Genomic DNA, 12747 nt, shown 5'->3' with positions numbered 1-12747 from the left:
CCCAGCAGTCGGTAGAGGGCGACTTCCAGTGCGAAGAGGGCGGGCTGGGTGTTGGCGGTGTCGTGCACCGCGTCGCTGAGTGGCAGGTCCAGGCCGAACTTGTCGCAGAGGCGGGTGAAGGTCTCGGCGAAAGCCGGGTAGCGGAGGAGGTCTGAACCCATCCCGGGCCACTGGGAGCCCTGGCCGGAGAACATGAAGGCGACGGTGGCAGGGGTGGTGGCGACTTGCGCCGCTGCGTCCAGGCCGACCGCGCGGTGCTCGAAGGCGGTGCGGGTGGTGGCCAGGGCGCGGGCGACCGCGGCGGGATCGGCTCCGGTGGCCAGCAGTGCGCGGACCTGCTCGGCCTGGTCCCGGAGTGCCTGCTCGGTCCGGGCCGACAGCAGCAGTGGCAGGTCCCCGTGCGTCGCGGTGGTCACCGGCTCGGTCGCGGGAGCCTGTTCGAGCAACAGGTGCGCGTTGGTCCCGCTGATGCCGAAGGAGGACACCCCGGCCCGGCGCGGACGGTCCACCTGCCACGGCCGGGACTCGGTCAGCAGGGCCACCGACCCGTCCCAGGTGATCCGGCTGGACGGGGTGTCCGCGTGCAGCGTGGCCGGGAGCTGCCGTGCCGCATCGCCATGATCATCTTGATCACGCCGCCGACCCCGGCCGCGGCCTGCGGGTGACCGAGGTTGGACTTCAGCGCCCCCAGCCACAGCGGCGACTCCGGGTGTGCGCGGCCGTAGACCTCGTGCAGCGCCTGGGCCTCGATCGGGTCGCCGAGCCGGGTGCCGGTGCCGTGCGCCTCCACCACGTCCACTTCGGCGGCGGTCAGTCCGGCGTTGCTCAGCGCCTGCCGGATGACCCGCTGCTGTGCCGGGCCGTTCGGCACGGTGAGCCCGTTGGACGCGCCGTCCTGGTTGACCGCGCTGCCCCTGATCACCGCCAGGACCTGGTGGCCGTTGCGCAGGGCGTCGGAGAGCCGTTCCAGCACCACAACGCCCGCGCCCTCGCCCCACCCGGTGCCGTCGGCCTCCTCGCCGAAGGCCTTGCACCGGCCGTCCGGGGACAGCCCGCGCTGCCGGGAGAACTCGATGAACGTCGACGGCGTGGACATCACCGTCACGCCACCCGCCACCGCCAGATCGCACTCACCCTGCCGCAGTGCCTGTCCCGCGAGGTGAATCGCCACCAGCGAGGAGGAGCAGGCGGTGTCCACGGTGACCGCAGGCCCCTCGAAGCCGAAGGTGTAGGCGATCCGCCCGGAGGCGATGCTCGGCGCGCTGCCGGTGGTGACGTAGCCCTCGAAGGCGGGCGGCATCGGGTTGAGCCGGGAGGCGTAGTCGTTGTACATCACGCCGACGAACACCCCGGTCCGGCTGCCCCGCAACGACGCCGGCAGGATCCCGCCGTGTTCCAGGGCCTCCCAGGTGGTCTCCAGCAGCAGCCGCTGCTGCGGGTCGGTGGCCAGGGCCTCGCGCGGGCTCATGCCGAAGAACTCCGCGTCGAACTCATCGGCCTGGTACAGGAAGCCGCCGCGGGTGGCGGTCACCGTGCCCGCGTGGTCGGGATCGGGGTGGTAGAGCCCGTCCAGCTGCCAGCCGCGGTTGACCGGGAACTCCGACACCGCGTCCACCCCGGCGTCCACCAGCCGCCACAGGTCCTCGGGCGTGCGCACGCCGCCGGGGTAGCGGCAGCCGATGCCCACCACGGCAAGGGGTTCCCGGCGCGCTTCCTCGAGCTCGCGCAGCTGACCCCTGGTCCGGCTGAGGTCGTTGGTGACGCGCTTGAGGTAGTCGCGGAGCTTGTCCTCGGTGGCGGCCATGGCGGGAGAGCCCTTTCGCGTGCGACGGTTCGGGATCAGGAGTGGGCGAGCCGGCGGCGCAGCCGGTGGCGGGCGGCGACCGCGCCGAGCAGGGCGCGGGGGAGCAGGCGGCCGCCGAGCATGCGGGTCAGGGTCAGCAGGGACCAGGTCTGCATCTCGGCGGAGTGCGCGGGGGCGCCGTGCACATCGGCGAACTCGATCAGCCGCAGGTCACGGGCGTGCGCGCGCAGGAAGGCCGGATCGCCCGGCGGGATGATCTCGTCCTGGGCGCAGGCCACGTAACCGAGCGGGATGCGCAACGCGGCCACCTCGGAGGCCGACAGCGCCCACTCGCGCAGCCCGCCGGGCAGCGCGGCCCTGGACAGTCCGGTCAGGTGCGCCAGGGTGTCCACGGTGATCTCCGGCAGCCGCGGCCACCAGTGCGGGTCGGTGAAGAACTCCCGCACCGGCGCGCCCACCGTGACGATGCCGCGGATGCGCCCGTCCGCCAGCGCGGCCCGCACCGCCAGGTGCCCGCTGAAGCTCAGCGCCATCAGGTGGGTGCGCCCGACATCGGCCCGGTCGGCCACCGCGTCCAGGACAGCCCCGAACATGCGGTGGCTGTGCTCGTCGTAGCGCAGCGGGTTCTCCCCGACCCCGGGCAGTTCGGTGGCGATCGCGGCCACGCCGAGCTTGCGCAGCTTCGGCAGCAGCGGGGCCCACTGCTCCTTGACGCTGACGATGCCGCCGGTGAACACCACCAGCGGCTTCTTGTCCGAAGTGGACAGACCGCTGGCCCAGCAGCCCAGCACGCCGTCCGCGGTGGGCACGTCCAGCCGTTCGATCCCGCCCTCCGCCAGCCGCCAGCGGTCGAAGGTGGCCACGCAGCGCTTCATCGCCTCCGCCCTGGCCGGGCCGTCCACGAACGGGAACCGGGCGAAGTTGTAGTGCTGACTGGCTTCCAGCAGCTGCCCGTCGCGTTCCAGGCGCTCACCGGCCCGGGACCACTCCCTGGCCCATGAGCCCGGTTCACCATCCACATCGGACTTGATCCGGTCCAGCAGTGCCGCGTAGTGGCTGCGCGGGATGCCGCGCGCCGTGGCGTGCGCCCAGACGAACTGCTTGAGCTCGGCGACCTCGTTCACCCTGCCACCTCTTCCAGTCTGCGCTTGATCCCGACCAGCACCTCGGCCGCCTCGGCCCCGTCGATCACCCGGTGGTCGAAGGCCAGGTTGAGCCGCATCACCGGCGCCACCACCACCTCGCCGTCGCGGACCATCGGCCGCTCGGCCACCTGGCCGATGCCGAGGGTGACCGTGGTGCCGCCGACGGAGTGGAAACCGTTGACCGGCAGGTGGCCGAGCGAGGTGATCGCCACCGTGCCCGCCAGTCGCGGCCGGGCGGCGAGCTTGCGGCCGGCCAGCCGGAACAGCAACCGGCCCAGTACCGGCGGCACCCGGTGCAGCTTGCGCAGCCGGGCGAACTCGGGGCTGGTGTGCGGATCGGTGTCCCGGTGCCGCTCCACCAGGTCCTGGATCTGGGCCAGGCTCGCGGTGTCCACCTCCGGCAGCACCGCGGCCAGCACCACCCGCTGACCGTCCAGTTCCTTGTCCAGGGTCAGTTTCGCGTGCACGCCGTCGAAGCGGGCCACGCGTGGGGAGAGCCGGCCCTGGATGGCGGCGTTGGCGGCCGGGTGCTCGGCCAGCACCCGCCCTGCCGCGTGCGCCACGTAGCTGACCACGGACATCCGGCGGGGCTGGGCGGCCTGGTGCGCGCGCACGGCGGTCATGTCCACGTCGGTGTCCAGGAAGACCGGGGCGAAGGCGCGCACCTGGTCCAGGAAGTACAGGGTGTGCCGCCGCTGCGCGGGGACCGGGGCGATCCTCATGCCTGCCCCGCGGTCGCGGCGTGCAGCTGCTCGACCGTGCTCGCCTGCAGCGCCGCCACCAGCGAGACCTGGCGGCCGGTGGCGCGTTCCAGCGCGGAGAGGAAGGCGATCAGGTGCACCGAGTCCCAGCCGGCGATCTCGGTCAGCTCGCGGCCGGCGTCCTCGGCGGTGACCGGCAGGCCGATCTCCTCCCGCAGCAGGGTGATGAACTCGTCCAGGTCCAGGGTGCCGGTCATGGCTGTGCCTCCGTCAGGTCGCCGGTGAGCTGGATGTGCTCCGGGTGGGGCGGCAGCGCCCCGAGGTCGTGGCGGAACTCGCCCTGGCCCATCGCGGTGAAACCGTGCCGCGGGTAGAAGTCCGCGACCTTGCCGTTCTTGGCCGTGGGGCGGTAGGAGCCGGTGACCGCGCGGGCGCCGGTGGCCGCCGCGTGCCGGAGCACCGCGGCCAGGCAGGCGTCCTCGATGCCGCGGCTGAACACCCGGCAGCTCAACAGGAAGTTCTCGATGCGCAGGGTGTCGCCCTCGCGGCGCCGCAGGACCGCGCCGACCAGCCCGTTGTCGCCGAAGCGGTCCGCGCTGCGGATGGCCAGCGCCGAGCAGCCCTCCTCGGCCAGCCACAGTTCCACCTCGGCCGGCTGCATGCGCCGGGTGGTGAGGTTGAACTGGTTGGTGCGCAAGGTGATCTGCGAGATCCGCGGGATGTCGGCCGGGGTGACCGCGCTCAGGTCGACCCGGATGCCCAGGCCGGTGAGGTAGTCGGCCAGGGTGGGCGCGGAGCCGAGGAAGCTCTGCCGTGCCAGCTCCTCCCGGTACAGGGCGGGCCGGGCCCGGTCGGTGGCGGTGAGCTCCCGGACGGTGAACCAGCCGTCGGCCAGCAGCCGGGCGGCGTGCCGCGCGGGCTCGTGGTCCAGCTCCACCACGGCCACCCCGGGCAGCTCGTGCCGGACCGAGCCGCACTCGAACGGGCTGTCGTCGACGAAGACCAGCGCGTCGGTGGCCAGGTTGAGGTCCGCGGCCAGCTCGGCCAGGTTCTCCGGCTTGGGCCGCCAGTTCGCCGCGATCCGGACGAAGTCCTGTTCCCGCAGCACCATCCCGGGGTGCCCGCTCAGCGCGGCGCGCACCGGCTCCAGGTCGTTCTTGCTGACCGCGGCCAGCAGCACGCCCTGCGAGCTCAACTGCTTGAGCACCCGCTGGAAGGCCGCGTACGCCTCACCGGCCGGCCCCTCGCCGACCTGGATGCCCTCGATCCCGTCGTCGCCGAGGATGCCGCCCCAGAGCGTGTTGTCCAGGTCCACCGCCAGGCACTTGCCGCCGCTGCCGGTCAGCTGCCGGGCCAGGTGGCCGAACTCGCGGGCCAGCCGGGTCAGCAGCGCGGGGGACAGGTGTGCCTTGGCGTAGTGCGACATCCGCTCGTCGATCGCCGGGATGCCCTCGGCCAGCAGCGGATCGACGTCCACGACGACCAGCGCGGGTAGTTCGGCGGCCAGGTCGAGCAGCCTGGCGTTCGCCCGCCGCCAGGCCGCGCTCAGCTCCGCCCGCGAGCGGTGGTCCACCAGCTGCGCGAGCAGGGTGGCGGGCAGCGGCAGCGTGGTGAGCGCCAGGGTCGCGCTGTGCCGGGCGGCGTGCGCCCTGGCCAGCCCGGCCACCAGGTCGATCTTGGCCTCGATGGTGCGCGCCGCGTCCGCCGCGGTCCACGGGGTGGGCAGCTCGTCGATGACCACCATCGGGTCCAGCAGGCACAGGATGAGCTCGGGCCGGTGCGCGTAGAGGTCGCTGCCGGGGTCGGCGAGGTCGAAGGCGTAGCCGTCGAAGGCGGAGACCTCGGGCGCCAGCAGCACGCCGTGCCGGGCGGCTTCCGCGGTCAGCGCGGGCAGGATCGAGGCCACCGTGCCGTGCCCGGTGATCGCCACCCGCACCACGGGCAGCCCGGGGTGCGCGGCCCGCACCCGGTCCGGATCCAAGCGGGACAACAGCATCCCGGCCCGCTCCAGGTCCACTGTGGACAGCGGGCCGAGCAGGCCGCGCACCCGCGGGTAGTGTTCGGTCAGCCCGTCACCGGCGGCCAGTGCGCGCAGCTGCTCCAGAGGGCCGGTCATCGGCGCTCCAGCGCGAAACCGGAGCGGATCCACTTGCTCGACTCGATCGACACGCCCACCGCGCGGTCACCGGGGGCCAGCCGGGGCAGCGCCCGCTCCAGCTGGAAGTAGACCAGGCCGTTGCCGTTGTTGCCGATCTCGTCCACGCAGCTCACCACGTGCGCCTCGGGCAGGCCGAGGTGGTCGGTGATGCGGGCCGACATGACCCCGGACAGCTGCGGCGGCAACAGGTAGTCCAGCTCATCCGGCCGCCAGCCCAGCCCGTCGAGCAGCTCGGTCACGGTCCGGGCGGCCATCACCGGCACGTGTTCCTCGATCGCCTTGTAGTCCTCGGTCGCGGCCACCCGCTCGCCGCGTTCCCCCGGCCCGAACCACTCCAGCGTCGCGCCGGGCGCACGGCCCAGGCCCTCCAGCCGGGTCAGCGTGGAGACCAGCGAGCAGGCGCCGGGCGCGGGATTGCTGGTGAGCACCGCCGCGCCCGCGCCGTCGCCGAAGAGCACGTAGTTGACCAGCTGCTCCGGCGGCAGCTTGGCCAGGTCGATGGACAGGTCGTAGAAGCGGGCCAGCATCTCGCCGCCGAGCACCAGCGCGGTGCGGTGCGCGCCGCTGAGCAGCAGCTTGCGGGCCACGTCCAGGCCCTGCACCGCGCCGGAACAGCCCGCCTGCAGCTGGATGGTGCTGACCTCGTTGATGCCCAGCCGGTCGGCGACCACGTTGACCGTGGCCGGCATCAGCGCGTCCGGGGTCGCGGTGCTCAGCACCACCAGGTCGATCTCCCCGGCGGTGATCCCGGCCCGCGCCAGCGCGGTGGCGCCCGCGGTGGTGGCCAGGTCGGCCAGGGAGCAACGGATCGCGCCGGTTTCCAGGTCCAGCGCGAGGTGGCGGAACCGGGTGCCGATGAACAGGTCGATCCATTCCTGCCACAGCCGGTCCATGCCGAACCGGGCGGCCAGGGCGGCGTTGTCCACCGGCGGCCCGGGCAACGCCGTGCCGACCGAGAGGACCCGGATGTCGACGTCGGCCATTGTGTCTCTCACCTCTCCGCGCGGATTCAGGCAACTCGCTGCCCACAATTCTCCAGTCCGGCCTAAAGGCACTCTTATTCCGCGCTTTTCGCGCAGGTCGGAGCCTGATCGCCACGGTGGGTCGAAAGTGCTGCTGGCGGCAGTCTTCCGGCGATCCAATCCGGGGCTAAACGCCCGCTAAAGGCACATTGTGCGAACTCCGCCGCTGTGCCTATTTTGCCGAGGGACATGCCCCGAATCCGTGGGCGAGAATTCCGCATCCGGTGCGGCTGATTTCGCGAGGTGCGCACGATGAGCCAGGCCGTTTCCGGCACGACGCAGGCGCCGGCGTTCCCGCAGGCCCGCACCTGCCCGTATGAGGCCCCGGCCGGTTACCGGGAGCTGGCGGCCACCGGCCCGCTGTCCAGGGTCACCCTCTTCGACGGGCGGGAGGTCTGGTTCGTCACCGGCTACGCCGAGGCCCGCGCGCTGCTGGCCGACCCCCGCCTGTCCTCCGACCGCACCCGGCCCGGCTACCCGATCGTCGCGCCTCGCTTCCGCGCCAGCGTGGCGCGGAAGCTGGTGCTCATCGGCATGGACCCGCCCGCGCACAACGCGCACCGCAGGCTGCTCAACCCCTACTTCAGCCTGCGCAGCGTGCGCGAGCTGCGGCCGATGGTGGAGCGGGTGGTGGAGCGCTACCTGGACCACCTGGAGTCCCTGCCGCAGCCTGCGGACCTGGTGTCGGCCTTCGCGATCCCGGTGCCCTCCATGGTGATGTCGGAGGTGCTCGGCCTGGACGAGCGGGACCTGGACTTCTTCCAGGACGCCTCCCGCCGGCTGCTGCACGCCACCACCGAGCAGGACTCCCAGCAGGCCGGCGGCGAGCTCAGCGGTTACCTGGACCGGCTGGTCACCTTGCGCCGCAAGGAATCCGGCCCCGGCCTGGTCGGGCTGCTGGCGCCGGAGGTGGAGCGGGGCGAGCTCACCCAGGTCGAGGCGGTGCAGATCGCACTGGTGCTGCTGATCGCCGGGCACGACACCACGGCCTCCACCATCGCGCTGTCGGTGATCACCTTGTTGCAGCACCCGGAAAAGCTGGCGGCCTTCCGCGCCGACCCGGACCTGCTGCCCGGCGCGGTGGAGGAACTGGTGCGGCTGCTCGCGGTCACCGACCTGGCCGGGGCCAGGGTCGCGGTGGCCGACATCGAGATCGAGGGCCGGACCATCCGGGCCGGCGAGGGCGTGCTGATCTCGGCCACCGTGGCCAACCGGGACGAGACCGTGCACGAGAACCCCGACGAGATCCGCCTGGACCGCAACAGCCGCAACCACATCGGCTTCGGCTACGGCATCCACCAGTGCCTCGGCCAGAACCTGGCCCGGATCGAGCTCCAGGTCGCGCTGTCCCGGCTGTTCCAGCGCCTGCCCGGCCTGCGCCTGGCCGAACCGGCCGAGAGCCTGTCCTACCGCGCGCCCGGCACCGGCACCGTCCAGGGCGTCAACCACCTGCCCGTCCGCTGGTGACCCACCCCCTCGACCAGGAACGGAATTCCGATGAACCAGCCCGCTGAGTCGTTCCCCGGCAACCGCGACGCGATCGCGGTGGTGGGACTGGCCTGCCGGTTGCCCGGCGCGGACGGCCCGGCCGAGTTCTGGCGGCTGCTGAGCGAAGGCCGGGACGCGGTGACCACCGTGCCCGCCGATCGCTGGGACGCCGGGGAGTTCGACCACCCCGGCCAGGGCGGGTTCCTGGACCGGGTGGACCTGTTCGATCCCGGGTTCTTCGGCATCGCCCCGCGCGAGGCCGCGGCCATGGACCCGCAGCAGCGGCTGGTGCTGGAACTGGGCTGGGAATCCCTGGAACACGCCGGAATCCGGCCCGGCGCGCTGGTGGGCAGCCGCAGCGGGGTGTTCCTGGGCGCGGCTGCCGAGGACTACGCGGTGCTGGCCCGCCGAGGGGGCGTGGACGCGATCACCCGCTCCACCCTCACCGGCACCCACCGCAGCCTGATCGCCAACCGGCTGTCCTATCTGCTCGGTCTGCGCGGGCCCAGCCTGGTGCTGGACACCGGCCAGTCCTCCGCGCTGGTCGCGGTGCACACCGCGGTGCGCAGCCTGCGTTCCGGCGAGTGCGATCTGGCGCTGGCCGGTGGCGTGCACCTGATGCTGGCTCCGGAAAGCGCGGTGAGCACGGCCAAGTTCGGCGCGCTGTCCCCGGACGGCCGCTGCTTCACCTTCGACGAGCGCGCCAACGGCTACGTCCGCGGCGAGGGCGGCGGCGTGGTCGTGCTCAAGCGCCTGGCCGACGCGCTGGCCGACGGCGACCGGGTGCGCGGCCTCATCCTGGGCAGTGCTGTGAACAACGACGGCGGCGGCGCGGGCCTGACCGTGCCCGACCCCGTGGCCCAGGCCGAGGTGCTGCGTCTGGCCGGGCAGGACGCCGGGGTGCGCGCCGCCGAGGTGCAGTACGTCGAACTGCACGGCACCGGCACCCGCCAGGGCGACCCGGCCGAGGCAGGCGCGCTCGGCGCGGCCCTGGGCACGGCCCCGGAGCGCACCACCCCGCTGGCGGTCGGCTCGGTCAAGACCAACATCGGCCACCTGGAGGGCGCGGCCGGCATCGCCGGGTTGCTGAAGGCGCTGCTGTGCCTGGAGAACCGCCAGCTGCCACCGAGCCTGAACTTCGCCAACCCGAACCCGGCGCTCCGCCTCGCCGAGCACAACCTGCGCGTGCAGACCGAGCTGGGCCCGTGGCCGCGGCCGGATCGCCCGCTGATCGCCGGGGTGTCCTCCTTCGGCATGGGCGGCACCAACGCGCACGTCGTGCTCGCGGAGGCGCCGCCGACGGAACCGGCTCCCGCCAGCCCGTCGATCGAGGCGCCCCTGCTGCTCTCCGCCCGGACCGAAGCTGCCCTGCACGCGCAGGCCGAGCAGGTCCGCGCGCTGCTGGCCACCGGCGCGGATCGGGTCGCGGTCGCCCGTGCGCTGGCCGGCCGCACCGAGTTCGAGCACCGCGCGGCCGCTGTGGGTGACCCAGACCAAGCCCTCGCCGCCCTGGTGCCCCAGACCGCCACCACCCCGGCCACGGTCGCCTTCATGTTCTCCGGCCAGGGCTCCCAGTGGCCCGGCATGGGCGCAGACCTGCTCACCTACCCCGTCTTCGCCGAGACCTTCACCCGGCTCTGCGACAAGTTCGGCCTGGACCTGCCCCTCAGCGAGGCGGTCCACGACACCGCCAACACCCAGCCCGCCCTCTTCGCACTGGAAGTCGCGCTCTACCGACTCCTGGAATCACTCGGCATCACCCCGTCTGTCCTCATTGGACACTCTCTGGGTGAGATCACCGCAGCCCACATCGCCGGAGTGCTCGGCGAGGACGACGCCGTCACCCTGGTGGCTGCTCGGGCGCGGTTGATGCAGTCGATCACCGCGCCGGGCGCGATGCTGGCCATCCAGGCATCCGAGGCCGAGGTTCTGCCGCTGCTGACCGCCGGGGTCTCCATCGCGGCGGTCAACACCCCAACCTCGGTGGTGGTCTCCGGTGACGCCGACGCGGTGGAAGCCTTGCGGGACTGCGGTTTCCGCACCACCCGGCTCAAGGTCAGCCACGCTTTCCACTCCGCGCACCTCGATCCGATCCTGGACGAGTTCGCCGCTGTGGCAGCGGGGTTGACCTACCACGAACCCCAGATCCCGGTCGTGACCAACCTGACCGGGGACATCGCCACGACCCTCACCGATCCGCAGCACTGGGTGCGGCATGTCCGCGGCACGGTCCGCTTTGCCGACGGCCTGGCCACCGTCGCCAACCAAGGCGTGACCCACCTGGTCGAGGTCGGCCCACACCCAGCCCTGACCCCGATGGCACAGGAAGTCTCCGCGAACTGGAGCGTCGGCGGAGTCATGCGCCGCGACCAGGACGTCTTCCTCGCCGGGCTGGGCCACCTGTGGGCCACCGGACTCCCAGTGGACTGGGCCATCCTGCTGCCCGAAACCACCCCGATCGACCTGCCTGCCTACCCCTTCCAGCGCGAACGCTACTGGCTCGACAGCATCCCCGCGCCCACCGCGAGCCCGGAACCCGCGGCCCCGGCCGACCTGCTGGACACCGTGCGCAGGCAGATCGCCGTCGTAGCCGGGTACCGGGGTCCGGAGCAGGTGGATCCGCACCGCACGTTCAAGGAACTGGGCTTCGAGTCGCTGACCGCGGTCGAGCTGTGCCGCAACCTGTCCGCGGTGCTGGGCCGGCAGGTGCCGCCGAGCGCGGTCTACGACCACCCGACCCCCGCCGAGCTGGCCGAGCACCTCACCGGTGGCGCGGAGGTCGCGGTGGCCGCGCCGGTGGTGGCCGAGGAGCCGATCGCGATCGTCGGCATGGCGTGCAGGTTGCCCGGCGGCGCGGACACCCCGGAGAAGCTCTGGCAGCTGGTGCTCGACGGCGCGGACGTGATCTCGGAGTTCCCGGACAACCGTGGCTGGGACCTAGAGGGCACCGGCGGGTCCAGCACCCGGCACGGCGGCTTCGTGCCTGACGCGGATCGGTTCGACGCGGAGTTCTTCGGCATCAGTCCGCGGGAGGCCGTGGCCATGGACCCGCAGCAGCGGCTGGTGCTGGAGGTCGCCTGGGAGTCCCTGGAGCGGGCCGGCATCCTGCCGGAGGAGCTGCGCGGCAGCCGGACCGGGGTGTTCCTCGGCGCCACCGCCGCGGACTACGGTCCCCGCCTGCACGAGGTGGGGGGCGCGGAGGGTTACGGGCTGACCGGGAGCAGTCCGAGCGTCATCTCCGGCAGGCTGGCCTACACCCTCGGCCTGCGCGGCCCGGCCTTGACCATCGACACCGCCTGTTCCTCCTCGCTGGTGGCGCTGCACGTGGCCGCGGAGTCCCTGCGGCGCGGCGAGACCGACACCGCGCTGGCCGGCGGGGTCACCGTGCTGGCCACCCCCGGCATGTTTCTGGAGTTCAGCAAGCAGCGCGGGCTGTCCCCGGACGGGCGGTGCAAGGCCTTCGGCGCGGGCGCGGACGGCACCGGCTGGGCCGAGGGCGCGGGTGTGCTGGTGCTGCAACGACTTTCCGACGCCCGCCGGGAGAACCGCCGGGTGCTCGCCGTGCTGCGCGGTTCGGCCATCAACCAGGATGGCGCCTCCAATGGCCTCACCGCGCCGAACGGCACCGCCCAGCAGCAGGTGATCCGGGCCGCGGTGGCCGCCGCCGGTCTGTCCACCGCGGACATCGACCTGATCGAGGCGCACGGCACCGGCACCGTCCTCGGCGACCCCATCGAGGCCAACGCGCTGCTCGCCACGTACGGCCAGGACCGGGACCGCCCGGCGCGGCTCGGGTCCCTGAAGTCCAACCTGGGGCACACCCAGGCCGCCGCGGGCGTGGCGGGCGTGATCAAGGTGGTGCAGGCCCTGCGCGCCGGTGTGCTGCCGCCGACCCTGCACGCGGCCGAGCCGTCGCCGCACATCGCCTGGGACTCCGGCGCGGTGGAGCTCGTGCACCGGGCCGAACCATGGCCGGAGACCGGGAAACCCCGCCGGGCCGCGGTGTCCTCCTTCGGTATCAGCGGCACCAACGCGCACGTGGTGCTGGAGTCGGTGCCGGAACCCGTGATCGCCGAGGTGACCGGCCCGGAGACCGTGGCACTGCTGGTGTCCGGCCGGACCGCGCCGGCCCTGCGCGCGCAGGCGGAGGCGCTCCGGGCGGAACTGGCCGGCGGGGCCGGGCTCGTCCCGGTCGCGCGCGCCCTCGCCGCCACCCGCACGTCCTTCGAGCACCGGGCTGCGGTGATTGTGTCCACTGTGGACGATGCGCTGGCAGGGCTGGATGTGCTGGCCGCCGGTGGGGAGTCACCGGAGGTGGTGACCGGGGAAGCTGCGGCCTGTGGTGGTCCGGTGTTTGTGTTCCCGGGTCAGGGTTCGCAGTGGGCGCAGATGGCGGTCGGGCTGCTGGACTCCGCGCCGGTGTTCGCCC

The 12747-nt window shown here is 73.0% G+C and carries 7 protein-coding genes and 1 pseudogene; 2 read left to right on the top strand and 6 right to left on the bottom strand.

Translation table 11 applies throughout. The features are described from left to right. The 6 genes and pseudogenes from M8C13_RS44195 to M8C13_RS44170 form a co-directional block, all read right to left on the bottom strand. Nucleotides 1-1804, bottom strand: a pseudogene (locus M8C13_RS44195) (type I polyketide synthase); the annotation flags it as partial. Nucleotides 1805-1839: 35 nt separating this feature from the next. Beyond that, nucleotides 1840-2928 carry an alpha/beta fold hydrolase gene (locus M8C13_RS44190; RefSeq protein WP_252486845.1) on the bottom strand — a complete coding sequence of 363 codons (1089 nt, stop codon included), beginning with the start codon at nucleotides 2926-2928 and terminating at the stop codon, nucleotides 1840-1842. Beyond that, nucleotides 2925-3671, bottom strand: coding sequence for a 2-oxo acid dehydrogenase subunit E2 (locus tag M8C13_RS44185; protein WP_305884065.1), 747 nt, complete (start codon nucleotides 3669-3671; stop codon nucleotides 2925-2927). Before M8C13_RS44185 ends, M8C13_RS44190 begins: the two co-directional genes overlap by 4 nt. After that, nucleotides 3668-3907: an acyl carrier protein gene (locus M8C13_RS44180; protein WP_252486844.1), complete on the bottom strand. Its 240-nt coding sequence runs from the start codon at nucleotides 3905-3907 to the stop codon at nucleotides 3668-3670. The genes M8C13_RS44185 and M8C13_RS44180 overlap by 4 nt, the downstream gene beginning before the upstream one ends. Beyond that, nucleotides 3904-5766 carry an HAD family hydrolase gene (locus tag M8C13_RS44175; protein WP_252486843.1) on the bottom strand — a complete coding sequence of 621 codons (1863 nt, stop codon included), beginning with the start codon at nucleotides 5764-5766 and terminating at the stop codon, nucleotides 3904-3906. Before M8C13_RS44175 ends, M8C13_RS44180 begins: the two co-directional genes overlap by 4 nt. After that, complete coding sequence (locus M8C13_RS44170) at nucleotides 5763-6791, bottom strand: 3-oxoacyl-ACP synthase III family protein (RefSeq protein WP_252486842.1); 1029 nt, start codon at nucleotides 6789-6791, stop codon at nucleotides 5763-5765. The genes M8C13_RS44175 and M8C13_RS44170 overlap by 4 nt, the downstream gene beginning before the upstream one ends. Nucleotides 6792-7082: 291 nt before the next feature. On the opposite strand from M8C13_RS44170, the gene M8C13_RS45230 reads away from it, so the two are divergent. Beyond that, nucleotides 7083-8297, top strand: coding sequence for a cytochrome P450 (locus M8C13_RS45230; RefSeq protein ID WP_305884064.1), 1215 nt, complete (start codon nucleotides 7083-7085; stop codon nucleotides 8295-8297). A 30-nt stretch (nucleotides 8298-8327) separates the two neighbouring features. Further along, nucleotides 8328-12747, top strand: a 4420-nt coding sequence (locus tag M8C13_RS44160) for a type I polyketide synthase (RefSeq protein ID WP_252486841.1), incomplete at its 3' end; no start/stop codon positions are given.

Origin of the sequence: Crossiella sp. SN42 (assembly GCF_023897065.1) — a bacterium.
Taxonomy (GTDB): domain Bacteria; phylum Actinomycetota; class Actinomycetes; order Mycobacteriales; family Pseudonocardiaceae; genus Crossiella.
This window is presented reverse-complemented; position numbering and strand designations above follow the sequence as displayed.